Below are 24,626 nucleotides of genomic sequence, written 5' to 3'. Positions count from 1 at the left end.
GGGTTCGACGACCATGGGCTCACCCGCATTGCGGGCGAGCGGCTCCGTGCTGTCCGGAGTCGCCGTCATCGCGTTACACGCGTCGCTCTACGGCGCCTGGGTCGTGGACGACGCGGCCATCACCTTCGCGTACGCGCGGAGCATCGCGACCGGTGACGGCCCGGTGCTCCAGCCCGGTTCGACACCCGTCGAGGCCTACTCGAACCCGACCTGGCTCGTGCTGCTCGCACTCGGCCGACTGGTCGGCCTGTTCGACCACGGCACCCTGTTCGGCGTCTCCGACCAGGTCATGTATCCCAAACTGCTGGCCCTGCTGTGCTGCGCGGGCATTCTCCTGGCCTGCTACCGCGCGGCGAGTGCCGTGACGCGACGACCCGCGCTCGTCACGCTGGTCGCCGGGGTCACGCTGGCGACCATCCCGTCGTTCGTGATCTGGTGCTTCTCCGGGTTGGAGAACTCGCTCTTCGCGCTGGCCGTGGCGTGGCTCGGCGCGGTCCTGTGCCGGGCGGCGGTGGACGACCGGCTCTCGTCGCCGAAGGTGGCCGTCGTCGCGGGACTCCTCGCCGCACTGGCGGCGCTAACCAGACCGGACGGCGTGGTGTACGTGGCCGCGTTCCCGGTGCTCGCCGTGCTGTGGCTGCGGTTCGGGCGGGCCGCGTGGCTGTCGGCGCTGTCCGCCGCGGCGTTCGCCGTGCCGTACGGTGCGTACCTGGTCTTCCGGCTCGTGACGTTCGGGGAGCTGTTGTCCGGCCCGGCGATCGCGAAGGGACAGACGCTGCCGGACGCCGACCAGCTGATGCGCGCGGGTGAGCTGGTCGGCTACGCGGGCGCGCTGCTCGTCCTGGTGCTGGCGGTGTGTGTCGGGATCGTGCTGAGCCACCCGTCCCGGCTGCGCGCCGGGATGATCGCCCTGCTGGTCCCGCTCGGGCTCGCGATCGTGGCCCATGCCGTGTTGTTGCCGGACTGGATGGGCGAGCAGCGGTTCTCGACACCCATCTGGCCGCTGGGCACCCTGATCGGCACGCTGGCGGTCGGCGCCGTCCTCCCGCGCCTCGCACCCCGCGGCCGAGGGGTGCTGGTCGCCGGTCTCGCGGTGGCGCTCGGCACGTCGCTGCTGACCTTCCGCGCGGCCGCCGAGGACTTCCGTGCCGCGCCGACGGTCCCGATGTGCGTGGTGGCCGAGCGGTACGGCGCCGTGTTCAACCACTACGCCACGCTGCTGGGCGTCCGACACGGCACGGTCCTCCTCCCGGACATCGGCGGCGCGGCCCTGGCAGGCCGGTTGCGGATCGCCGACCTGGCCGGCCTCGCGGACTACGAGATCGCCGACTTCCGGGGCAACGCCGACGACGAGGGCCTGCGCGACCACGTGTTCGACGAGCTGAAGCCCACGTTCATCCACACCCACCAGGGCTGGGCCGCGGGCATCCCGAACGACCCCCGCCTGAGCCGTGACTACGTCCGGCTCTTCGAAGGCGAGCCACTGGAAGGCGACTGGGTCCGCAGGGACGTCGTCGCCGACGACCCCTCGGCACTGGCCGCCACGAGCAAGTACGCGGCGCACATGGTCCCCGCGGTCATGGTCAGAGCCAAGGCCGACCCGCGCCGCGACTGCACCACCACCTACCCCCGCTGAAGAGAGCAGCTCCCCCATACCCCTCGGTACCTCGGTTCGTCGTGCCCTCGGCCGGTTACGCCTGGTCCTGCCCGACATCGAGTTACTCGGCACCGGCCGCGTCGGGCCGGACGTTCGACGGGGACCCGGCGGGGATGGAGTTCCGGCCGGTCACGACCACGCAGCTGCTCGCGGAGGGACCGGCCCCGTTCGACGCGGACCGCTGGGTGTCAGGCGACTCCTCGGTGCGGTTCAAGCCGAGGACCGAACTGGACGACCTGTTCGAGCAGGCGATGCCGGGCTGGCAGCGCACGTGCGAGGCGCGGACCCCGCCGCGTCGGGCGAACCTGCTGGTGACCCTGCGCCGACCCCGACCAGATATACGATTCTTGTCATCGGGGCGTCACGGATCGTCACACGGACGCAATTTCGCGTTCCTAGCTTCGAGCCATGACGGACACCGTGGAGGCAGCACAACCGCCCAAACGCAGCTACGCACCACTCGCCGCGAACGAGAACCGGGAGGACTACTCGCTCCGCTTCGCGGCCCACTCCTTCCGGCGCTGGTCCCCGCTCGTCGTGGCGGGGACCGCGCTGGGCGGGATCGCCTACCTCGCCGACTTCGCCATCGGCGCGAGCATCGTCCTGACCTACGGCTTCTCCTCGGGTGTCCTCGCCATCCTCGCCGCGGCCGTCGTGATCTTCCTGACCGGGATCCCCATCGCCTCGGCGTGCGCGAAGTACGGCGTCGACATGGACCTGCTGACCCGGGGTGCGGGCTTCGGCTACTTCGGCTCGACGCTGACCTCGTTGGTGTACGCCAGTTTCACGGTGATCTTCTTCTCGCTGGAGGGGTCGATCATGGCGCAGGCGTTCGACCTCGCGATCGGGTTACCCCTGCCCGTCGGCTACCTGCTGGCGACGCTGATCGTGCTGCCGTTCGCCCTCTACGGCATGGGTGCGGTCGCGAAGATGCAGACGTGGACCCAGCCGGTCTGGATCGCCGGGCTGATCCTGCCGTTCGTCATCGTGGCGGTGCGCGAACCCGAGCGGCTCGGCGACTTCGCGGCGTTCGCCGGGCTGGACGGGACGGGCGGCACGTTCTCGGCCATCAGCTTCGGGTTCGGCATGGGTGTCGCGCTCTCGCTCATCGGGCAGATCGGGGAGCAGGCCGACTACCTGCGGTTCATGCCGCGCAAGACCAACGCCAACAGACGGGTCTGGTGGACCGCGGTGATCGCGGCCGGCCCCGGCTGGGTGATTCTCGGTGCGGCGAAACAGATCGGCGGCGCACTGCTCGCGTTCCTCGCCCTCGGCGCGGTCGGTTCGACGGCGGCGCTGGAGCCCATCGCGCCGTACCTGGAGGCGGTGCGGCCCGCACTCGGGCCCGTGGCGATGACGTTCGCGGCGATCTTCGTCGTCGTGTCGCAGATCAAGATCAACACGACGAACGCCTACTCCGGGTCGCTGTCGTTCGCCAACTTCTTCTCCCGCGTGCTGCACAAGCACCCCGGCCGGGTCTGGTACGTGCTCGTCAACTGCGGGATCGCGTTGGCGCTCATGGAGTTCGGCGCGTTCGGACTGCTGAACAAGATCCTCGGCTTCTACTCCAACGTGGCCATCGCGTGGATCGGCGCGGTGTGCGCGGACCTCGTGATCGCGAAGCCGCTCGGGCTCTCGCCCCGGTACGTCGAGTTCAAGCGCGCGTACCTGCACAAGATCAACCCGGTCGGCTTCGGCGCGATGATGGTCGCGTCCACGCTGTCGATCGCGGCGTACTTCGGGGCGTTCGGCGAGTACCTCGCGGCGTTCAGCCCGTTGCTTGCGCTGGTGGTCGCGGTCGTGCTGGTGCCCGTGCTCGCGCTGGCGACCAAGGGGAAGTACTACCTGGCAAGGGAGAACACGGTCCGGCTGACCGAGGCGGACGCGCTGGCCACACACATGTGCGCGGTGTGCGGCGACCCGTACGAGGTGCCGGACGTCGCGGACTGCGTGAAGCAGCAGGGTCCGATCTGTTCCCTGTGCTGCACGCTGGACGCCGAGTGCCACGACCTGTGCCAGGAGGTCGGTCCGGTCAGCCTCCCGATGCCTACCGTTCGCGCAACTGAAACTTGAGCACCTTGCCGGAGGCGTTGCGGGGCAGCACGTCGATGAACTCGACCTGCCGGGGGACCTTGTAGTTGGCCAGCACTCCCTTGCAGTACGCCCGTACGTCCTCAGTGGACAGTCCGGGTTCGCGGCGCACGACGAACGCCTTGCCGACCTCGCCGAGGCGTTCGTCCGCCACGCCGACGACCGCGGAGTCCGCGACCCCCGGCATCCGTGCCAGCGCCTGCTCGACCTCCGCGGGGTACACGTTGAACCCGCCGCAGATGTACATGTCCTTGAGGCGGTCGGTGATCGTGAGGTAGCCACGTTCGTCGACGCGGCCGACGTCGCCGGTGTGCAGCCAGCCGTCGGCGTCGACGGCCCTGCCCGTCGCCTCCGGGTCGTCGAGGTAGCCGAGCATGACGTTGGGGCCACGAAGGAGGATCTCGTCCTGTTCGCCGATGCGCAGCTCGAAGCCCGCGGCCGGGCCACCGCAGGTGGTGGCGACGGTGTCGGCGTCGTCGCCTGGCGTGCACATGGTCGCGACCACCGCCTCGGTCATGCCGTAGGCGGTGAGGACCGTGCCGAACGCCTCCTGCATCCGCTCCACGAGCGCGACCGGCACGACCGCGGCACCGGTGACCGCGAGGCGCAGCGACCTCAGGTCGACGTCGGGCAGGTCGAGCATGGTCTGGAAGATCGTCGGCGCGCCGGGCATCACGGTGATCCGCTCGTCGTGCACGAGCCGAGTCGCGGCCGCCGCGTCGTACACGGCCTGCGGCACGATCGTGGCGCCGGTCAGCAGGCACACGAGGATGCCCGCCTTGTAGCCGAAGCTGTGGAAGAACGGGTTGATCACCAGGTACCGGTCGTCGGCCGTGACCTCGCCGCGCTCCGCCCACGCGCGTGCCACGTCGAGCGCCTGCCGGTGCGCGCTCATGGCGCCCTTGCTGCGCCCGGTGGTACCGGCCGTGAACAGGATGTCGCTGACGTCGTCCGGGTCGACCTCGACGTCCACAGTGGACGTCGGCAGTGCGCGCCAGGGCTCGCCGGGCGAGACCGGGAGCACGAAGCCCGGCACGCGGTGGCCACCGTCGCGCAGCTCGGCCAAGCGGTCCCTGCCCAGGAAGTCGTCCGCGACCACGAGGGCCTTCGCGCTCGTGCGGTCGAGCAGGTCCGCGGTCTCGACGGCGGTGAACCGGGTGTTGACCGGCACCAGCGTCGCCCCCGCCGACAACGCGCCGAGCGCCGTCAGCACCCAGTGATGCGTGTTGGGCGCGCAGATCGCGACCCGGTCGCCTGCCAGGACCCCGCCTTCCACGAAGGCGGCAGCGGCACCGCTGACCTGGTCGCGAAGCTCGCGCCAACTCATCCGCACTGGTCCGTCGACGAGCGCCTCGGCGTCACCGAACCGACGCGCGGCGTCCTCGACGGCAGCGGGGATGGTGTCCACGACCGTAACTAGAACACGTTCTATATGACGGCCGCAACATCCCTAGCCGATGCGGCGGATGAGACGTGACAAAACCGCCGAGACCACGAGCCAGAACAGCGCCGCGAGCCCGTAGTTCACCAGCACGCGCAGCTTCGCGTCGTCCGGCACGAACAGGCTCTTGAACGCCAGGGCCAGCGGATCGGCGGCCGAGGAGAAGAACTGGGTGATGCCGTTGTCCCGGTTCGCCCCGCCCACCGTGAGCAGGACGTGCCCGACCAGGACGACCGCGACGGCCAGTCCGACCCAGCGGACGACCGAAGCCACGGCTCCCACCACGCCTGACCGGGTCACAGTCGACATGGTGGGAGTCTGGCACGTCCGTCAGCGAGCGACTACCCGCGCGATGATGCCTGCGACGACCACCCAGAAGATGGCGGCCAGGCCGTAGTTGACGATGACGTTGAGATCGTGGTTGGCGATCGGGAAGAGCCCTGGCCAGAACAGCGCCAGCGGTTCCGCGAGCGACTTGATGAACTGCACGAACGCGTTGGCCCCGTTCGCGCCGAACAGGATCAGCAGAATGTAGATGACCTCGATGAGCGCGAAGACCGCTCCCACGAGCTGGATCACACGTGCGGCCGTGCCGCTTGCTGTACGAGTAGCCATAGGTGGTGGTTGCCCAGAGTTGCGTGTGACGAAACTCTCCGAGAGGAGCAATCCTGGTAGGCCGTTCGGCCCACTATGTGGACGCCCACCTGTTTACAGCCCACCTGTGGTGGCTAGGCTGTCTGCCGTGGCGCGTGTTCTCCTCCTTCGCTGCCGCGACGGGGCCTGACAGACCGGCTCCCCGCCGCGGGGCTGAAGCCTGCCGGTCTACCCAGTCCAGCGACCAGCAGGAGAATTCCCTCATGAGCATCCCCGACGTCCAGCGAGCTGCCAGCAGCAACATCCGGATGCCGTCCAGGCCGTCCCCGGCCGACCAGCCCTCGTGGAACACGCAGCGCGGCTCGTCGATGCCGGTGCACAGGTACAAGCCGTTCGCGCAGGTGGTCGAGCCGATCACGCTGCCGGACCGCACCTGGCCGGACAAGGTCATCACCAAGGCGCCGCAGTGGTGTGCGGTGGACCTGCGTGACGGCAACCAGGCGTTGATCGACCCCATGTCCCCGGCCCGCAAGCGGCGCATGTTCGACCTGCTGGTCCGCATGGGCTACAAGGAGATCGAGGTCGGCTTCCCGGCGGCGTCCCAGACGGACTTCGACTTCGTCCGCGAGATCATCACCGACGAGGCCGTGCCGGACGACGTGTCCATCCAGGTCCTGTCGCAGTGCAGGCCCGAGCTGATCGAGCGCACCTTCGAGTCATTGCAGGGCGCCCGCAAGGCGATCATCCACATCTACAACTCGACCTCGATCCTGCAGCGCCGCGTGGTGTTCCGCGAGGAGCGCGAGGGCATCAAGAAGATCGCGACGTCCGCCGCGGAGATGGTGGCCGAGCTGGCCGGCAAGTACTCCGACACCGACTTCCGGTTCGAGTACTCCCCCGAGTCCTACACCGGCACCGAGCTGTCCTACGCCGCCGAGGTGTGCAACGCGGTCACCGAGATCTGGCGGCCGACCGCCGAGCGACCGGTGATCATCAACCTGCCGGCGACCGTGGAGATGGGGACGCCGAACGTGTACGCCGACTCGATCGAGTGGATGAACCGCAACCTCGAGCGCCGCGACTCGGTCGTGCTGTCGCTGCACCCGCACAATGACCGGGGCACCGGCGTCGCTGCGGCCGAGCTGGGCTACCAGGCCGGCGCGGACCGGATCGAGGGCTGCCTGTTCGGCAACGGCGAGCGCACCGGCAACGTGTGCCTGGTGACGCTGGGCATGAACCTGTTCAGCCAGGGCATCGACCCGCAGATCGACTTCTCGGACATCGACGAGATCCGCAGGACCGTCGAGTACTGCAACCAGCTGCCGGTCGGCGAGCGCCACCCGTGGGGCGGCGACCTGGTGTTCACGGCGTTCTCCGGCTCGCACCAGGACGCCATCAACAAGGGCCTCGACGCGCTGCGCAACGAGGCGTCCCGCGCGGGCTCGGCGGTGGACGACTTCCCGTGGGAGGTCCCGTACCTGCCGATCGACCCGAAGGACGTGGGCAGGACGTACGAGGCCGTCATCCGGGTGAACTCGCAGTCCGGCAAGGGCGGCGTCGCGTACATCATGAAGACCGAGCACCAGCTGGACCTGCCGCGCAGGCTGCAGATCGAGTTCTCGCAGGTCGTCCAGCGGTACACGGACAACGAGGGCGGCGAGGTCTCGCCCGCGCTCATGTGGTCGACGTTCGCGAACGAGTATCTGGACCTGACCTCGCCAGTGGTCCTGCGTGAGCACCGCATCGCCGACGACGGTCGGGGCCACGACGAGATCGCCGCGGTCGTCGACGTCGAGGGCGACCGGCACGAGATCAACGGCAACGGCAACGGTCCGCTCGCCGCGTTCGTGGACGCACTGGCGTCGGTCGGTTTCGACGTGCGGGTCCTCGACTACACCGAGCACGCCATGACCGCGGGCGACGACGCCCGTGCGGCCGCGTACGTGGAGTGCGCCATCGGCGACCGGACCCTCTGGGGCGTCGGCGTCCACAGCTCGATCGTCACGGCCACCCTCCGCGCGGTGGTCTCGGCCATCAACCGCTTCTCGCGCTAGTCGTGCATCGGGGCGGGCCCGGCACCCCTTACGGAGAGCCCGCCCCCCTTCATGATCCGGTTCGCCACTCGAGGAACGCTTGTGGACAAGTTGTCCACAGAGAGTGTTCGCGTCGGTGCGCTCCGCCAACTCCTGCGGAATGATGAACAACGACGAGGCGGACATGTTCCGCCGCATCCAGTTGAAGTCGGAAGTAGAGCGGGCGAACTTCCTGATCGTCCAATATCGCGACGCCATCGACTTCTATCGAAGGAGGCGGTCGCCGACTGTCTGGCACGGATCGCACGGATCGCACGGACGAAGGATCCCGTTATGCGTGAGTTCCACCGCAGGGAGCTTGAACGGGTCCGCGCGATCTCGAACGGGAGATACGACTGAGGTTCAGTCGAGGGCGGCCAGTGCGGCGGCCACGGGCAGGGGTCCCGTGTGGACGTCGAAGCCCCGGTTCTCGGTGCGTGGCTCCCTGAGGCACGCACTGAGAACCGCCGCGACGTCCTGTCGGGACACCCGGCCCGCGCCGAGGTGGCCTGCGACGGACACGCGGTTCGTGGCGGGCTCGTCGGTGAGAGTGCCAGCGCGGACGACAGTCCACACGAGACTCGAACGGACGAGGACGTTGTCGGAGATCTGCTTGGCGTAGAGGATCGAGCGCACCAGCCGGTCGCCCTGGTCAGGCGCGTCTGCGAACTGGGCGGACAGCTGGATGTACCTGCGGACAGCCGCTCGCTCGGCGGCCCGTACGCCGGCGATGGCGCCGTCGCGGTCGACCAGTGCCACCGCGGCCGGGTCGGGGTCGGCCGCGCCCGCCACGTTGATCACCACGTCGGAGCCGGTGAACGCGTCGACCAGCTCGTCCGGGTCCACGCACAGGTCCGCGACGACCGGGGTGGCGCCGAGGCCGGCGACCGCCTCGCGGCGACGGCCGTTGCGGACCCCCGCGCGCACGGAATGTCCCTGCCGTACGAGTGACCGCACCAGGTGGCGGCCGGTTCGCCCGGACGCGCCGAGCACGGTGACGACCATGCCTCGCCGGGTCAGGGCGTGGTGGCGGAGGTCTCGGGCGTGGGCGCCGGCTTGTCCTGGTTCTCCGGGAAGTGGCAGGCCACCTGGTGGCCCGGCGCCAGGTCGACCAGCGGCGGCTCCTCGACCGAACAGATCTCCTGCGCCTTCCAGCACCGCGTGTGGAACCGGCACGCCTTGGGCGGGTTGACCGGGCTCGGCACGTCGCCGGTCAGGCGGATCCGCTCGCGCTTGTGGCGGCGCGCGGTGTCCGGCACGGGCACCGCGGACAGCAGCGCGACCGTGTACGGGTGCATCGGACGCTCGTACAGGTCCTTGCTCTCCGCCAGCTCGACGATCTTGCCCAGGTACATCACGGCGACGCGGTCCGAGACGTGGCGCACCACGGAGAGGTCGTGCGCGATCATGACGTACGTCAGGTTCAGCTCGTCCTGCAGATCCTCCAGCAGGTTCACCACCTGCGCCTGGATCGACACGTCGAGCGCGGACACCGGCTCGTCGGCCACGATCAGCTTGGGGCGCAGGGCAAGCGTGCGCGCGATGCCGATGCGCTGCCGCTGGCCGCCGGAGAACTCGTGCGGGTAGCGGTTGTAGTGCTCCGGGCTCAACCCGACCAGCGCGAGCAGGTCCTGCACGGCCCGCTTGACGCCGTTCGGGGTGTCGACCTTCTGCAGCTTGAACGGCGCGCCGACGATCGTGCCGACCGTGTGCCGGGGGTTCAACGACGAGTACGGGTCCTGGAAGATCATCTGGATGTCGCGGCGCAGCGGGCGCATCTTGCCCATCGAGATGTGGCTGATGTCCTGCCCCTCGAACACGACCCGCCCCGCGGTCGGCTCCAGCAGCCTGGTGAGCAGCCGGCCCGTGGTCGTCTTGCCGCAGCCGGACTCCCCCACCAGCGACAGCGTCTCGCCACGCACGACCGAGAAGTCCAGCCCGTCGACCGCCTGCACCGCACCGACCCTGCGCTGCAGGAGCCCGCGGCGGATCGGGAAGTGCTTCTGCAGACCGGTGACCGACAGCAGCTCCTCCTTCGCGGTCTGCTCGGTCCCGGCCGGCTGGCTCACGTCCGCAGTCAAGTTCTCCGACCTCTCTACAACTTCGGCTTGATCTCGGTGGTCCACACCCGCATGCGGTCCTCCGCGTTGAGGTGGCACGCGATCCTGTGACCGTCGCCGACCTCACGCAGCTCCGGGACCTCCGACTCGCTCGCCCCGCCGTTCAGGTGGCCGAACGCGCAGCGCGGGTGGAACGGGCAGCCGGGCGGCAGGTTGATCAGGCTCGGCGGCGTTCCCTTGATCGGCAGCAGCCGCTCGGAGCGTTCCCGGTCCAGCCGGGGCATGGACCCGAGCAGACCCCACGTGTACGGGTGCTGCGGCTGCTGGAAGATGTCCTCGGCCGTGCCGTACTCGATGCAGCGGCCCGCGTACATCACCAGGATGTCGTCCGCGAGCTCGGCGACCACGCCGAGGTCGTGGGTGATGATGATGACCGCCGAGTTGAACTCCTGCTGCAGGTCGCGGATCAGGTCGAGGATCTGCGCCTGCACGGTCACGTCCAGGGCGGTCGTCGGCTCGTCCGCGATCAGCAGCTCCGGGTCGCACGACAGCGCCATCGCGATCATCGCGCGCTGGCGCATACCGCCGGAGAACTGGTGCGGGTAGTCGTCCACCCTGCCCTTGGGGTTCGGGATGCCCACCCGGTCGAGCATGTCCACGGCATGCTTGCGGGCGACCGCCTTGCTCACGTCGTGGTGGATCCGGTACGCCTCGACGATCTGGGCGCCGACCGTGTAGTACGGGTGCATCGCGGACAGTGGGTCCTGGAAGATCATCGCCATGTTCTTGCCGCGGAGCAGGCGCCGCTTCTCGCGGCTCGCGGTGACCAGGTCCTGCCCGTTCAGCAGGATCTCGCCCGAGATGCGGGCGCTGCCCTCCTTGTGCAGACCCATGATCGACAGGCTGGTCACGCTCTTGCCCGAGCCGGACTCGCCGACGATCCCGAGCGTCTTGCCGCGCTCGAGCTGGAACGACAGCCCGTCGACTGACTTCACCACACCGTCGTCGGTCGGGAAGTGCACCCGGAGGTCCCGGACATCGAGGAAGGTCTCGCCCACCACGCGTTCCGGCCGGGGTTCCGGCGCGTCGAGGTAGTCATGTTCCGACTGCGATGTCATGCCTTGCGCACCCTCGGGTCGATGACGGCGTACAGCAGGTCAACGATCAGGTTGGCCAGGATGATGAACACGGCGCCGATCAGCGTCACCCCGAGCACCTTCGGCAGGTCCTGGTTGGTGATCGCGAGGACCGCGTACTGCCCGATGCCCGGCAGCGAGTAGGTGGTCTCGGTGAGGATCGCACCGCCGAGCAGCAGGCCGAGGTCGAGGCCGAAGATCGTGAGGATGGGGGTCAGCGCGGACCGCAGGCCGTGCTTGACGACCACCGTGCGTTCCCGCAGCCCCTTGGCCCGTGCGGTGCGGATGAAGTCCTCCTCCATGGTCTCCAGCATCCCCGCTCTCGTGAGGCGGGCGTACTGCGCCGCGTAGAGCAGGGCGAGTGTGATCCACGGGAGGATCAGCGCGGAGGCCCAGTCGAGCGGGTTGTCCTGTTCGACCGGGTTGGTACCGCCGGGTGGCGTCCAACCCAACGCGTAGCTGAAGATCGACAACGACAGCAGGCCGGTGAAGAAGATGGGCAGTGACACGCCGGCCAGCGCCACGCCCATAGCGGTTCGGTCGAAGAAACTGCCGCGTTTCAACGCCGAGACCACGCCGGTGGCGACACCGCCGAGCAACCACAGCACCGCGGCCCCGGAGGCCAGCGACAGCGTCACGGGCAGTCGGTCGAGCAGGTCCGGCAGCACCGGGTTCCTCTTGATGAACGAGTACCCCAGGCACGGCGCGGGACAGTGGTCCTTGTTGACACCGGTGTCGTAGTCGGCGCCGACGAAGATCCCCTTGATGAACCGGCCGTACTGCACGTAGAGCGGGTCGGTGAACCCGAGCCGCTCGGCCGTGACGTGGATCTGCTGCTCACTGGCCGTCTTGCCGACGTACCGGGACGCGAGGTCCTCGGGCGTCGCGCCACCGAGCTTCGGCACACCGAAGAAGATCAGGAACGTGATCGCGGTGACCACGAAGAGCAGCAGGACGGCTGCCACCAGCCGTCGAACGATGTAAACAAGCACGTCGGGGGCTGTGGCGGACGGTGGGCCGCGGGTTTCCACCCGCGGCCCACCGGTCAACCGGCGCCTTCACCTACTTTCGGGCTACTTCTCCACGCCGAGGGTCGTGTAGTCGTACATGTTGTAGGCGTCGCTGATGAACACGTTCGTCAGCCGCTCCGGCCGGTAGAAGAGGGTCGAGGCCCACACACCCGGCAGGTAGTACGCGTCCTTCATCAGCTGCTCGTCCATGTTGCCGTAGATGGCGTTGCGCTTGCCCTCGTCGAGCTCGGACAGCGCGTCGTCGAGCATGGAGTCGATCTTGGGGTCCTTGACGCCGAAGTTGGTGTTACCGGCGGCACGGATGACCCGGCTGTCGACGATCTGGGACATGAAGCCGAAGCCGTCGTTCCAGTCGGCACCCCAGCCGTAGACCTTGAGGCCGAGACCGTTGTTCTTGGAGTAGTCGACGTTGCCCGCGTACAGCTTGCCGTAGTCGGCCTGCGGGTACGGCTTCAGCTCGGTCTTGATGCCGATCTTGCCCAGGGACTGCTGCAGTGCCTCGGCGGTGGCCTTCTCCGCGTCACGCTCGGCGCGGTAGGAGATGTTGGTCGAGAAGCCGTCCGGCTTGCCGCACTCCTTGAGCTCCGCCTTGGCCTTGTCGATGTCGCCGTTCGGCTTGGACTTCACGTCGTAGAGGTCGATCTGCCGGAAGCCAGGGATCATGCGCGGCATCATGTTCGTCGCGACCTCGCCGCCGTTCTTGCCACCGTAGGCGCGGAGGTAGCCGTCCTTGTCCGCGGCGTACATGACGGCCTTGCGGCAGTGCTCGTTGTCGAACGGCGCCACGTCGGCGTTCATCGCGGTGAACCAGGTGCGGGCCTGCGCGGAGGTGTCCGAGAACTTCTTCTGCTCGGGGTCGTTCACGAGCTGTGCCCGGGTCTCGGCGGTGACGCCGAGGCCGGAGACGGCCACGTCGAGGTCACCGTTGAGCAGCCGCTTGTCGATGTCGGCCTGGTTGACGTTCAGGTCGACGTCGATCTCGTCCGGCAGGTTCTTGCGGCCCGTGTCCGGGTCGGTCTTCGGGTCGTAGTTCGGGTTCCGGACCAGCGAGAAGCCCTTGTCGAGCTCGTTGGTCTTGAACATGTACGGACCCGACGAGATGACGTGTTCCTTGTACTTCGTGCCGGTGTCCTTGGCGGGCGGCACGGGCGCGGTGGCCGGCAGCATCATCATGTAGTCGAACGAGGCGAACGGCTTCTTCAGGTGGAAGATGATCGTCTGGTCGTCCGGCGTCTCGACGGCCTTGAAGTTGGCCATCGTGAGGTCCTTGTCCTTGTAAGGACCGGCGTAGCCCTGCAGGTCGAGGAAGTCGCCGTAGTAGGTCGGGCCGTTGACCAGCACGTCCTTGTCGAGGGAGCGCGCGACCGCGTACTTGACGTCCGTGGACGTGATCGGCGTGCCGTCCTCGTACTTGAGACCCTTGCGGAGCTTGTAGGTCCACGTCTTGGCGTCCGAGCTCGCCTTGCCGAGGCTCTCCGCGAGGTCGGGGACGATCGTGTTGGCCTCGGCGCCCGGCGCCGACTTGAACGTCACCAGCGACCGCAGGTACAGCCGGCTGAAGTTCCAGCCGTAGCCGTAGTACATGTCGCCACCGTCGAGGGAGTCCCAGTCGGCGTCGTTGGCCATCTTCAACGTGCCGCCCTTTTTGTCGGACGGGTTGAAGACCTTGCCCACACCGGCGTTGTACGCGGGCGTGCTGGTGCTGCCCCCGCCGTCGCCGTTGTCGTCGTCGCCGCTCCCGCTTCCGCAGGCGGACAGAGCCAGTGCGAGCGCCGCGCCTGCGGCGACCGCGGTAACTCTTGTTTTCCTCATATCCTGATGCACCTTTTTTGTTGGTCGGAGCCCGTTGACTCCCCGACGGTCGACAAGCTGTAGGTGGCCTAACGCCGCCCCCGGGGATCGAGCGCGTCGCGAAGACCGTCGCCGAACAGGTTGAAGGCCAGCACGGTGACGAAGATCGCCAAGCCCGGTGGGAACATGAACTCGGGGTCAACCGTGTACCACTTGGTGGCCTGGTTGAGCATGCCGCCCCAGGTGGCCGTCGGCGGCGGCACACCGACGCCCAGGAACGACAGCGCGGCCTCGAACAGGATGTTGGTGGGGATCAGCAACGTCGAGTAGACCAGGATCGGCGCCAGGAGGTTGGGCAGCAGCTCCTTGGCCAGGATGTACCCCGAGCGGGCGCCGAGGCTGCGTGCCGCGTCGACGAACTCCCGCTCGCGCAGGACCATGGCCTGCCCGCGGACTATTCGTCCGATGTACGGCCAGTTGAAGAAGCCGATGACGAACACGATGATCGCCACCCGCAGCCAGTAGCCGCGCAACCCGATGAGCTCGTCCGGCATGGCGCCGACCAGCGCGAGGGCGAACAGCAGCAGCGGGAACGCCAGGAAGATGTCCATCAGCCTGCTGATGACCGCGTCCACCCAGCCGCCGAAGAAGCCGGCGATCGTGCCCATGACCACGCCGATGGCGACCGACAGCAAGGTGGCGAGGAACGCGATCAGCAGGGAGACCTGGGCGCCGTAGACGGTCCTGCTGAACAGGTCGCGCCCGTTGATCGGCTCGACGCCGAAGGGGAAGTCCCAGCTGATGCCGCCGACGCTGCCGTAGGGCAGCGAGGTGTCGGGATCGACCTGCTCGTAGTTGAAGTCGTTCGGCGGGTGGCCGATCACCTTGACGATCAGCGGAGCGCAGATCGCGACCAGGATCAGGAGGATCACCACGACACCGCCCGCGATCGCCACCTTGTCGCGCTTGAGGCGCGACCAGGCGATCTGGCTGAGCGAGCGACCCTCGATGGCCTTCTGGCTAGCGCCGGTGAGCGTGACCTCCGGCGGCACCTCCGCGGTCGAGTCGGTGGTCTCGAGCGGTGGGGTCATGCCACGACCTGTCGGGGGCACACCAACGACGGGTAGGGCATGTCGGCATCCTCCGAGGTCGAATCGAATCTCATTATTTGGTCGCAGACACTAATCCCTAGGCATCCGTCGGACGAACTGGGTGAGGTTACGATCCGGGAACACACGGTTGCCTTTTGGCGACCGGGAAGGTACATATCGTCACACTGCGTAGTTGGCGGCCTCTCGCGTACCGTCCACGGTGAACCACCCGGACTCGAACTTCTGCCAGGTCAGCAGCGGTTGACGGCACCCGTCACCGTCCCGCGCGACCGCCCGCGCCAGCCGTTCAACCGGATCAGTGACCTCACACCAGACAAGGCAGGACAAACGGGCACGGACCGAGCGCCGACCGGCCGACACACCTTCGACCAGAAGGACGCGCGGCACTCCTACCGACACCCACTCGCCGGGACGGGGACGGCCCTCGGGCCACTCGGTGCGCCGGTACCCGCCGGGGCGGCCGAGCGACAGCGGCGTCAACACGCCGTCGACCAGCCGAGGCCACCAGGAGACCGGGTCGTCCCAGGTGGCGAAGTCATCGGTGCGGACGAGCACGGCGTCCGGCAGCTCCGCCAGCAGCCGGTCGGCGAAGGTGGACTTGCCCGATCCGGACGGCCCGTCCACGGCCACCAACCGGATGTCACCCAGGCGTGGCGGCGCGGCCAGGATCCGGGCCGCGACGCTCACACCGAGCGGCGGCCGGTCAGTGCCCGGCCCAGGGTCAGCTCGTCGGCGAACTCCAGGTCACCGCCCATGGGCAGGCCGGACGCGAGGCGCGTGACCGTGAGCCCGGGGAAGTCACGCAGCATCCGCACCAGGTAGGTGGCGGTCGCCTCGCCCTCGGTGTTGGGGTCGGTCGCGAGGATGACCTCGGTGACCTCCTGCGCCCCGATGCGCGCCAGCAGCTCCCGGACCCGGAGCTGGTCCGGGCCGATGCCGGACAACGGGTCGAGTGCACCGCCGAGCACGTGGTAGCGGCCCTTGAACTCGCGTGTCTTCTCGATCGCCACGACGTCCTTGGGCTCCTCGACCACGCAGACCGCGCTGGGGTCGCGGCGCGCGTCACGGCAGATGCGGCACGTCGGCTGTTCGGAGACGTTGCCGCAGATGTCGCAGAAGACCACGCCCTCCTTCACCTTCTGCAGCGCCAGCTGCAGCCGGGCGATGTCGGCGGGGTCGGCGCCGAGCAGGTGGAAGGCGATGCGCTGCGCGCTCTTCGGACCGACGCCGGGAAGTCGCCCCAGCTCGTCGATCAGGTCCTGGACGGGCCCCTCGTACATTGCTCTCCGGTCACATGCCGGGCAGGCCGAGGCCGCCCATCCCGCCCGCGAGCGGGCCCATCGCCTCACTGGCGAGCTTGTTCGCCTTGCTGCTCGCGTCGCGCACGGCCGCGATCACCAGATCGGCCAGTGTCTCCACGTCCTCCGGGTCGACGACCTTGGGGTCGATCGCGAGCGACTTGAGCTCACCCGTCCCGGAGACGACGGCCGTGACCAGCCCACCGCCCGCCGAGCCGGAAGTCTCCGCGTTGGCCAGCTCCTCCTGCGCGGACATGAGCTGTTCCTGCATCTTCTGCGCCTGCTGCAGGATCTGCTGCATGTCTGGCATGCCACCACCGGGTTGCACCACCGGCTCCTCTCGTCGGTTGTGTGTCCAGCGTAGTCGTGATGGCGTGTGACAGGGTGAACGCCGTGCGGAGACATGTACTCGCGGTGATGGCCGTGTTGCTGCTGGCCGGCTGCGGGGCTCCCGCGACGTCGTCGAGCCCGTCCCCCACGTCGTCGACGACCCGGGCGACGACCCCGAGCACGCCGACGACCACCACGACGACCACCACGATGACCACCACCACGACGCCCCCGCCCGCGAAACTCGGGCGGGTGGTCGTCCTCGACCCCGGCCACAACGGCGCCAACGCGGCCAACCCGGCGGCGATCAACCGGCTCGTGCCCGCAGGGCGGGGGAAGACGAAGCCGTGCAACACGACGGGCACCGCCACCAACGCCGGCTACCCGGAGCACGCCTTCACGTGGGACGTGTCGGTCCGCGTCCGTGACCTCCTGACGGCCGAGGGCGTCGAGGTGGTCATGACGCGCCCCGACGACAACGGCGTCGGCCCGTGTGTGGACCAGCGGGCCGCGACCGGCAACCAGTCCGGAGCGGCGGCGGTGGTGTCGATCCACGCCGACGGCTCGACGAACCCGTCGGCCCACGGCTTCCACGTGGCGTACTCCGCCCCGCCGCTGAACGAGGCGCAGGGTGAGCCGTCGATGCGGCTGGCCACCACGATGCGCGACGCCATGGTGTCGGGAGGCTTCGTGACGTCCACGTACATCGGCGCGCAGGGGCTGTCCCCGCGCGACGACCTAGGCGGGCTGAACCTGTCCCAACGGCCGGTGGTGCTGGTCGAGTGCGGCAACATGCGCAACGCCGACGAGGCGGCGGCCTTCACGAGCGCGGACGGCCGCCAGTCCTACGCGGCGGCCATCGCCTCGGGCATCCTGGCCTACCTGGGCTGACGGTCGATCTGGCGGGCACCCAGCCTGTCGGTCAGCAGCTTGACCATGTCCGCCTCCTCGTCCCTCGGCTCCGCCACGGGCGCGGCGCCGTTGCCGACGACCTCGTCCTCGTAGAAGTCGTCGTCCGGGGGCTCGGGAGGCGGCGGCTCGTCGGCCACCGGCCGCGCGACCGGAGCGGGTGTCGGCGCGGGGGCGGCACGCGGGGGCTCGGGCGCTGGTGCGGCGGCGGCCTGGTTCGGCCGCTTGAACGTCGGCGGCTCCGAACGCGCCTTCTGCGCGACGGACTGCGTGGCCGCCGCGTTCTGCGTCGCGTGGACGCACTTCACGTGCCACTGCCCGCCGAGCACCTCGCTCAGCGCCTTGGCGATGGCGTCCACGTTGCGTGGCTCGCCCAACCGCCTTGCCAGCGGTGCCGCGGTGTGGGCGATGACGACCGTGTCACCCTCGATCGACTGCACGGTCGCGTTCGTCAGCATCGCCTCGGTGCTACGGCTGTTCCTGCGCACCGCGGCGAGCAGGTCCGACCACAGCCGCCGCACGGCCGCCGCGTCGATCGCCCCGGCCGCGGCAGGTGCCGCCTGGCCTGGCGTCGGCTCGGCGTCGTCGACGACCGAGGCGGCGGAGCGGGTGGCCGGCCAGGCCGCGGGCGGCTCGGCCGCGGGCGCGGGCACCTCGGCGACGGCGGGAGCCGCAGCGGCAGGGACGGGCGCGGGGACCTGCGGCGGCGCGGGCCTGTCGACCTGCGGCGTGGCGGGCCTCGGCGGCGTCGCGACGGGTCGACTCACCGGCTGCTCGGCGGGCGCGGCCGTCGGCACAGCGGCGGGTGCCGCGGCAGTCGGTGCGGCGGTGGGTGCGCCCTGTCCCGCCGTCACCCGCCGTTCCATCTGCTCCAACCGCTGCAGCACCGCGGAGTCCGCGACCGCGTCGGTCGGCACCGCGCCGGGCAGCAGCATCCGTGCGCACAGCAGCTCGAGCAGCAGGCGGGGCGCGGTCGCGCCACGCATGTCGATCAGTCCGGTGTGGACGATCTCGGCGAACCTGGTCAGCGTCCCCGGCCCGAGCCGCTCGGCCTGGCCCAGCATCCGCTCCAGCTCGTCGGCCGGCGCGTTCACCAGCCCACGCGTCCCCGCGTCCGGCACGGCCCGCAGCAGCACCAGGTCCCGCAGCCGGTCGAGCAGGTCGGCGGCGAACCGCCTCGGGTCGTGCCCGGCCTCGACGAGCCGGTCGACCGTGTCGTACACGGTGCTCGCGTCCCCGGCAGCCAGCCCGTCGACCATGTCGTCGATCAGGGCGACGTCGGTGACACCCAGCAACGCCACCGCTCGCTCGTAGGTCACTCCTTCGGGCCCCGCGCCCGCGAGCAGCTGGTCCAGCACCGACTGGGTGTCCCGCGCCGACCCACCGCCCGCCCTGATGACCAGCGGGAACACCATCGGCTCGACCGTGGCACCCTCGTCGGCGACGTTCCGCTCGAGCAGCTCACGCATCGCGCTCGGCGGGATCAGCCGGAACGGGTAGTGGTGCGTGCGCGACCGGATGGTCGTGAGCACCTTGTCCGGCTCGGTGGTCGCGAAGATGAAGATGAGGTGCTCCGGCGGCTCCTCCACGATCTTCAGCAGGGCGTTGAAGCCCTGCGTGGTGACCATGTGCGCCTCGTCGATGATGAACACCCGGTAGCGCGACGACGCGGGTGCGTAGAACGCGCGGTCCCGCAGCTCGCGTGCGTCGTCGACGCCACCGTGGCTGGCCGCGTCGAGCTCGACCACGTCGACGTTGCCGGGGCCCTCGGGCGCCAGCGAGATACAGGAGTCGCACACGCCGCACGGGTCGGGCGTCGGTCCCTGCTCGCAGTTCAGCGAGCGCGCGAGGATGCGCGCGGAGGACGTCTTGCCGCACCCGCGCGGGCCGGAGAACAGGTACGCGTGGTTGACCCGCTTCGCGGACAGCGCCGTCCGGAGCGGTTCGGTGACGTGTTCCTGCCCGACGACCTCGGCGAAGGTTGCCGGACGGTACTTGCGGTAAAGGGCGAGCGCCACGCCAGGACCATACCCGCCGCCACCGACACCCCGGGCACCCACGCACCCGCTCCGGCGGGAGTCGCTACACTGATGTCGGATCCCATGCGGCGTCCATCTCGTGAACCTCCCCAGGGCCGGAAGGCAGCAAGGATAAGCGAGCTCTGACGGGTGCGTGGGATCCCTTTTTTGTGCCCGGCCTCCGTAACCCGGTCGGGTCAAGGGCTGACTCGTTCGAGTGTTCCCTCCCGACATGGCTTGGCCGGTTCCCCCCGGCTTTGGTTGCCTGCCTACGTCCCCCTGTCGCTGGAAGGGTTTCGCGTACATGCAGCCGTTCGAACTGCCCGAGTTCTACCTGCCGTACCCAGCGCGTCTGAACCCGAACCTCGAACAGGCCCGTGCGCACAGCAAGGGGTGGGCGTACGAGATGGACATGATCGACGTGCCGCAGCACGGCACGAAGATCTGGGACGAGCACGACTTCGACACGCACGACTACGCACTGCTGTGCGCGTACACCCATCCCGACGCCTCCGGGCCGGTCCTGGACCTGGTCACCGACTGGTACGTCTGGGTCTTCTACTTCGACGACCACTTCCTCGAACTGTTCAAACGCACCCGCGACATCCCCGCCGCGCGCGCGTACCTCGACCGGCTGGCCGCGTTCATGCCGGTGACCGGAAAGATCACCGAGACGCCCGAGAACCCCGTCGAGCGCGGCCTGGTCGACCTGTGGAACCGCACGGTCCCGTCGCACTCGGCCGACTTCCGCCGCCGCTTCGTCGAGAGCACGAAGAACCTGCTCGACGAGTCGCTGTGGGAGCTGGCGAACATCAGCGAGGGCCGCGTGGCCAACCCGATCGAGTACGTCGAGATGCGCCGCAAGGTCGGCGGCGCCCCGTGGTCGGCGAACCTGATCGAGCACGCGGTCGGTGTCGAGGTCCCCGAGGAGATCGCGGCCACCCGCCCGATGACCGTCCTGCGCGACACGTTCGCGGACGCCGTCCACCTGCGCAACGACCTGTTCTCGTACGAACGCGAGGTCCTCGACGAAGGTGAGCTGTCCAACGGCGTCCTGGTGTTCGAGAAGTTCCTCGACCTGCCGACGCAGCAGGCGGCGGAGGCCGTCAACAACCTGCTGACGTCGCGTCTGCACCAGTTCGAGCACACGGCGCTCACCGAGGTCCCGCCGCTGCTCGCCGCGCACGGCATCGACCCGACGTCACAGCTCGGCGTGGCCGGGTACGTGAAGGGGCTGCAGGACTGGCAGTCCGGCGGCCACGAGTGGCACCTGCGGTCGTCCCGCTACATGAACGAGAGGGCGCTGCGCCTGGACCGTCCTGGCGGACTCGGCACGTCGGCGATGCACATCGTCGAGTCGCTGCTCGGCACCGCACCCCAACGGATGCGTGCGTTCACCCACGTGCCGTTCGAGAAGGTCGGCCCGACGACGGTGCCGGACCTGTACGTACCGTTCGAGCTGAGCCTGTCACCGCACCTGGAGAAGGCCCGGGAGAACGTGGTGACGTGGTGTCAGGAGATGGGCATCCTCTCCGAGGGCGTGTGGGACGAGAAGGCGCTGCGCGACTACGACCTCTCCCTGTGTGCGGCGGGCCTGCACCCTGCCGGGTCCGTCGAGGAGTTGGACATCGGCTCGTACTGGCTGGCATGGGGCACCTACGGCGACGACTACTACCCGAGGGTGTTCGGAAAGGACTACGTGGCGGCGCGGACGAGCAACGCGCGTCTGAAGGCTTTGATGCCGGTGGAGCTGTGCGTCCCGTCGGTACTTCCGGCGAACGGCCTGGAAAGGGGCCTGGCCGACCTGTGGATCAGGACGGCGGGGCCACTCGCGACGGCCGAACGCAGGAAATTCCGGCTGGCGGTCGAGAACATGCTGGACAGCTGGCTGTGGGAGCAGGACAACCACCGCCTGAACCGCATTCCCGACCCGATCGACTACGTGGAGATGCGCCGCCACACATTCGGTTCCGATCTCACGACGAGCCTGTCCCGGATCGCCCACCTGGACGCACTGCCGGAGTCGATCTACCGAACCAGGCCGATGCGGTCCCTGGAGAGTTCCATCATGGACTGCGGCTGGCTGATCAACGATCTCTACTCGTACCGCAAGGAGATAGAGTTCGAGGGCGAGGTCCACAATGCGGTGCTGGTGGTGCGGAACTTCCTGAACTGCCCCCAGGAGAAGGCATTCGAAGTGGTCAACGACCTGCTGACCGCGAGAATGCGCCAGTTCGAGCATGTAATAGACAGTGAGCTGCCCACGCTGGTCGTCGAGGCGAAACTGGACAGGAAGGCGCAGAGGGCGCTGGCGTCGTATGTCCAGGAACTGCGCGACTGGATCGCGGGCGTGGAGAACTGGCACCGGGAATGCCACCGTTACGGCAACTCGGACCTGGCGGCAGGGGTGAAGTCCGCCCCGGCCCGAATTGGAGCGTTGACGGGACTCGGTACCTCGGCGGCCCGCGTACTGACCGGGAGCGGTTGCCCCTGACCCAGTGGCACGGTTTCCTCGCCCATGGGGTGGGTCCAGCGCAGTCGAGTTGTGACGTCTACTTGTCCACTGCCCGAAGCGCCAACGCCCACGGGTAGTCCGGCAGTGTGTTCTCCCCCGCGTTCGGGGGGTTGGGGGCGAACCCGTCGCCGCCGAGCAGCACGTCGAGCCCGGCTTCACGCAGCACCCGGACACTGCGCCCGAAGGCGGGATGCGCGGCGAGGGCCGTGTTCACGAAGGGCAGGATCGCCAGCGGCACCCGCAGGCCGATGGCCTCGTTGAGCAGGCCTGTCGCGAGGTTGTCCGAGATCCCGGCGGCGAGCTTGTTGACCGTGTTGGCGCTCGCACCGCCGACGATCATGGCGGTGGCGGGCGGCAACAGGTCGGGTGTTCCCGGCTGCTTGTACTCGCTGCGCACGGGGTAACCCGTCTGGGCCTCGAGCGCGGGCCGGTCGATGAACCGCGTGGCCATGGGCGTCGCGATGACGCACACCGTCCACCCGTCGTCCTGCGCCAGGCCGACCAGCTTGCCGATGTCACGGGCGGCACGAGTACCGCAGGTGATGACGTACAACACGCGCTGTGACTGGGTCGTGTTCATACAACCCATTGGAGCCAGTTCGCTGTCCGATGGCTACGGTCGGCGGCTTCCGTTGACAGATAACGTCAGTCGGTCGGTAGTGGGTCGGTCGAGCCGTCGGCCAGTGCTCGGACCACCTTGTCCAGGATGCCCTTGACCAGCGCGCCGTAAGGGTCGTCGCCCAGCGCGTCGGTCGTGGCGCGTGCCTTGTCGAGGAACTCGTGAGCGCGGTCCGAGTCACCGAGCCGCCGGTGATCATCGGCGAGGCTCAGGTACAGGGAGGGCATGAACCCCCGAACCTGCAGGGACTTGTCGTACTCCTGGGCACGCTCGTCACTGACACCGTCGACCGCGGCCAGGGCACGCTCGTCCCACAACAGCTCGTCGCGCTGGTCGTCCTGGAGGTCGGCCATGAAGTGCGCGATCACGCAACGGTGGAAGTCGTCGTTCTCGACCTCGGCCCACATCGCCTCCAGCTCCTGGCGGGCCGCCCCCCGCTCACCGGCCTGACCACGCTGCACAGCCGCGGTCACCCGAGCCATCACGTCGTCGTCCACCCCACGCCTCCCCTCGTCGCGGCGACGATAGTGGATCGGTCAGCCCGGCGCGGGCACGCCTTCGAGGACGACGACCGGGAACACCCGGTCGGTGTTCTGCTCATAGGCGGAGGTGCCGTCGGAGACGAGGCGGTACAGGCGATCGCGTTCCTCGCCTGCCGTGACGACGGCCCTGGCCTCGTAGGAGTTGTCGCCAAGCTCGACCGTCACGGTCGGGTCGGCGCGCAGGTTGTGGAACCAGGAAGGATGCTTCGGTGCGCCCGCCTTGGAGGCGACGACGAACACGCGTCCGGTGTCGTCGACGCCGAAGCCGAGTGGCACGGTCGTCTGCCGTCCTGTCCGCGCACCGCTGGTGGTCAGCAGGAGGATCGGGAACGGCGGTTGGGTGACCTTGCCGTGGTTGGCGCGGAACTCGCTGATGACGCCTTCGTTGTAGGTGAGGAATTCCTGGTCGGTCGGCACGGTGGGCCTTTCTTGGGTTGGTCTAGGACCGACGGCTCGGGAGGACGGCGGGAAGGCCGAACCTGGTCACGAGTCCTGGGCCGCCGGGAAAGACGGTGATGCGGGAGAGCCCGGTCGGGGTAGCGGTGAGGACGGCGACCCCGAGCGCCTGATGGGTTCGGTCGTCGGCTCGGTAGTAGGTGGCCGCGGTGGGCTGGCCGTTGGCGCTGGTCCGGGTCATCAGCCAGTCGCCGGGCGAGCCGACCACGTGCGCGAGGTAACGCAGGCAGGTCGCCCTGCCGGAGAACCAGGTGCGCGTGCCCACCAGTTCGATGGCGGCGTCGGTGCGCAGCGCCTGCTCCAGGGCGGTCAGGTCGGCGTTCTCGAAACCGGCGATGTACTGGCGCAGCAGGTCCTGGGCACGCGGCTCGTCCGGCTCGGCGACGGTCTCGGGCGAGGGCGCGACCTCGTCGAGCCGGGCGCGGGCTCGCTGCAGCGCGCTCTTGACCGCCGCCGCGGACATGCCGACCATGACCGCGACCTCGGCCGCGCTGAAGCCGAGGACCTCCCGGAGCAGAAGCACGGCTCGCTGCCTTGGCGGCAGGTACTGCAGGGCGGCGACGAGTGCCAGACGCATGCTGTCACGCGCTGTGAGGATCGTGGCCGGGTCGTGGGTGTCCGGAACCGGTCCCAGCCAGGTCACCTCGGGTTCGGCCGGTAGCGGCGGGGCGTCGGGATCTTCGGTCGGGCTGCCCAGCCCGGAGGGCAGCACTCGCCGGCCACGCTGTTCAAGAGCGGACAGGCAGGCGTTGGTCGCGATGCGGTGCAGCCAGGTGCGGAGCGAGGCGCGGCCTTCGAACTCGTCGTAGGAACGCCAGGCTCGGAGGTAGGTCTCCTGGACCAGGTCCTCGGCCTCGTCCAGCGAGCCGAGCATGCGGTAGCAGTGCGTGAGCAGCTCGCGTCTGAACGGCTCGGTGAGCTGCTCGAACTCCGCTGACCTGTCCGTCATCACCA

The 24,626-nt window shown here is 69.0% G+C and carries 22 protein-coding genes and 1 other RNA gene; 6 read left to right on the top strand and 17 right to left on the bottom strand.

From position 1 onward, the window contains the following. Positions 1-13: 13 nt before the first annotated feature. A complete protein-coding gene (locus CLV71_RS20060) occupies positions 14-1,636 on the top strand; it encodes a hypothetical protein (RefSeq protein WP_133904301.1) in 1,623 nt (540 codons plus the stop codon). Between the two features lie 429 nt (positions 1,637-2,065). Further along, positions 2,066-3,730, top strand: coding sequence for a purine-cytosine permease family protein (locus CLV71_RS20055; protein WP_133904300.1), 1,665 nt, complete (start codon positions 2,066-2,068; stop codon positions 3,728-3,730). Here CLV71_RS20055 and CLV71_RS20050 read toward each other — a convergent pair. From CLV71_RS20050 to CLV71_RS20040, 3 genes are read right to left on the bottom strand one after another with little or no spacing between them, the layout of a single operon-like run. Continuing rightward, complete coding sequence (locus CLV71_RS20050) at positions 3,705-5,156, bottom strand: FadD3 family acyl-CoA ligase (protein WP_133904299.1); 1,452 nt, start codon at positions 5,154-5,156, stop codon at positions 3,705-3,707. The genes CLV71_RS20055 and CLV71_RS20050 overlap by 26 nt on opposite strands. Before the next feature lie 42 nt (positions 5,157-5,198). Next, complete coding sequence (locus CLV71_RS20045; protein ID WP_133904298.1) at positions 5,199-5,498, bottom strand: hypothetical protein; 300 nt, start codon at positions 5,496-5,498, stop codon at positions 5,199-5,201. A gap of 21 nt (positions 5,499-5,519) precedes the next feature. Further along, a complete protein-coding gene (locus CLV71_RS20040) occupies positions 5,520-5,804 on the bottom strand; it encodes a hypothetical protein (RefSeq protein WP_133904297.1) in 285 nt (94 codons plus the stop codon). A 242-nt stretch (positions 5,805-6,046) separates the two neighbouring features. Here CLV71_RS20040 and leuA point away from each other — a divergent pair, with 242 nt between their 5' ends. Beyond that, positions 6,047-7,837, top strand: coding sequence for a 2-isopropylmalate synthase (leuA, locus tag CLV71_RS20035; protein ID WP_133904296.1), 1,791 nt, complete (start codon positions 6,047-6,049; stop codon positions 7,835-7,837). 381 nt (positions 7,838-8,218) lie between these two features. Here leuA and CLV71_RS20030 read toward each other — a convergent pair whose 3' ends face one another. From CLV71_RS20030 to CLV71_RS19990, 9 genes are all read right to left on the bottom strand, one after another. Beyond that, a complete protein-coding gene (locus CLV71_RS20030) occupies positions 8,219-8,860 on the bottom strand; it encodes an NAD(P)H-binding protein (protein ID WP_133904295.1) in 642 nt (213 codons plus the stop codon). Positions 8,861-8,871: 11 nt separating this feature from the next. Then, on the bottom strand, positions 8,872-9,936 hold the full coding sequence (locus CLV71_RS20025; RefSeq protein ID WP_243866588.1) for an ABC transporter ATP-binding protein: 1,065 nt from the start codon (positions 9,934-9,936) through the stop codon (positions 8,872-8,874). A gap of 14 nt (positions 9,937-9,950) precedes the next feature. Then, positions 9,951-11,033, bottom strand: a complete 1,083-nt coding sequence (locus CLV71_RS20020) for an ABC transporter ATP-binding protein (protein ID WP_133904293.1) — start codon at positions 11,031-11,033, stop codon at positions 9,951-9,953. Continuing rightward, positions 11,030-12,043 carry an ABC transporter permease gene (locus tag CLV71_RS20015; RefSeq protein WP_133904292.1) on the bottom strand — a complete coding sequence of 338 codons (1,014 nt, stop codon included), beginning with the start codon at positions 12,041-12,043 and terminating at the stop codon, positions 11,030-11,032. Before CLV71_RS20015 ends, CLV71_RS20020 begins: the two co-directional genes overlap by 4 nt. A gap of 81 nt (positions 12,044-12,124) precedes the next feature. Further along, positions 12,125-13,894: an ABC transporter substrate-binding protein gene (locus CLV71_RS20010; RefSeq protein WP_133904291.1), complete on the bottom strand. Its 1,770-nt coding sequence runs from the start codon at positions 13,892-13,894 to the stop codon at positions 12,125-12,127. A gap of 68 nt (positions 13,895-13,962) precedes the next feature. Continuing rightward, positions 13,963-14,964: an ABC transporter permease gene (locus tag CLV71_RS20005; RefSeq protein ID WP_133904290.1), complete on the bottom strand. Its 1,002-nt coding sequence runs from the start codon at positions 14,962-14,964 to the stop codon at positions 13,963-13,965. A 180-nt stretch (positions 14,965-15,144) separates the two neighbouring features. Next, positions 15,145-15,672, bottom strand: a complete 528-nt coding sequence (locus tag CLV71_RS20000) for a uridine kinase family protein (protein WP_243866586.1) — start codon at positions 15,670-15,672, stop codon at positions 15,145-15,147. Next, positions 15,669-16,265, bottom strand: a complete 597-nt coding sequence (gene recR / locus CLV71_RS19995; protein WP_133904289.1) for a recombination mediator RecR — start codon at positions 16,263-16,265, stop codon at positions 15,669-15,671. Before recR ends, CLV71_RS20000 begins: the two co-directional genes overlap by 4 nt. 10 nt (positions 16,266-16,275) lie before the next feature. Further along, entirely contained in the window at positions 16,276-16,614 is a 339-nt protein-coding gene (locus tag CLV71_RS19990) for a YbaB/EbfC family nucleoid-associated protein (RefSeq protein ID WP_133904288.1), read from the bottom strand. A gap of 38 nt (positions 16,615-16,652) precedes the next feature. Between CLV71_RS19990 and CLV71_RS19985 the strand changes: the two genes are divergently transcribed. Beyond that, on the top strand, positions 16,653-17,504 hold the full coding sequence (locus tag CLV71_RS19985; protein ID WP_424923893.1) for an N-acetylmuramoyl-L-alanine amidase: 852 nt from the start codon (positions 16,653-16,655) through the stop codon (positions 17,502-17,504). Here the strand turns inward: CLV71_RS19985 and CLV71_RS19980 are convergent. Next, positions 17,492-19,540 carry a DNA polymerase III subunit gamma and tau gene (locus tag CLV71_RS19980; protein WP_133904287.1) on the bottom strand — a complete coding sequence of 683 codons (2,049 nt, stop codon included), beginning with the start codon at positions 19,538-19,540 and terminating at the stop codon, positions 17,492-17,494. The genes CLV71_RS19985 and CLV71_RS19980 overlap by 13 nt on opposite strands. A 73-nt stretch (positions 19,541-19,613) precedes the next feature. On the opposite strand from CLV71_RS19980, the gene ffs reads away from it, so the two are divergent. Together ffs and CLV71_RS19970 are read left to right on the top strand one after the other, a co-directional pair. Then, an RNA gene (gene ffs, locus CLV71_RS19975) (signal recognition particle sRNA small type) lies at positions 19,614-19,710 on the top strand. 134 nt (positions 19,711-19,844) lie between these two features. After that, the gene (locus CLV71_RS19970) at positions 19,845-22,034 is read left to right on the top strand and encodes a terpene synthase family protein (protein ID WP_133904286.1); all 2,190 of its coding nucleotides are present in this window, start codon (positions 19,845-19,847) and stop codon (positions 22,032-22,034) included. A gap of 58 nt (positions 22,035-22,092) precedes the next feature. Here CLV71_RS19970 and CLV71_RS19965 read toward each other — a convergent pair whose 3' ends face one another. The 4 genes from CLV71_RS19965 to CLV71_RS19950 all read right to left on the bottom strand — a co-directional run bounded on the left by CLV71_RS19965 (position 22,093) and on the right by CLV71_RS19950 (position 24,621). Continuing rightward, entirely contained in the window at positions 22,093-22,635 is a 543-nt protein-coding gene (locus tag CLV71_RS19965) for a flavoprotein (protein ID WP_208297626.1), read from the bottom strand. 65 nt (positions 22,636-22,700) lie between these two features. After that, the gene (locus CLV71_RS19960) at positions 22,701-23,171 is read right to left on the bottom strand and encodes a hypothetical protein (protein ID WP_208297625.1); all 471 of its coding nucleotides are present in this window, start codon (positions 23,169-23,171) and stop codon (positions 22,701-22,703) included. Between the two features lie 39 nt (positions 23,172-23,210). Continuing rightward, positions 23,211-23,633 (bottom strand): nitroreductase/quinone reductase family protein, encoded by a 423-nt coding sequence (locus tag CLV71_RS19955; RefSeq protein WP_133904284.1) that lies wholly within the window; start codon positions 23,631-23,633, stop codon positions 23,211-23,213. A gap of 22 nt (positions 23,634-23,655) precedes the next feature. Next, positions 23,656-24,621, bottom strand: coding sequence for an RNA polymerase subunit sigma-70 (locus CLV71_RS19950; protein WP_133904283.1), 966 nt, complete (start codon positions 24,619-24,621; stop codon positions 23,656-23,658). Between the last annotated feature and the right edge of the window lie 5 nt (positions 24,622-24,626).

Origin of the sequence: Actinophytocola oryzae (genome assembly GCF_004364325.1) — a bacterium.
Taxonomy (GTDB): domain Bacteria; phylum Actinomycetota; class Actinomycetes; order Mycobacteriales; family Pseudonocardiaceae; genus Actinophytocola; species Actinophytocola oryzae.
The sequence above is the reverse complement of the archived record's forward strand: the minus strand, read 5'-3'. Positions and strand labels throughout refer to the sequence as shown.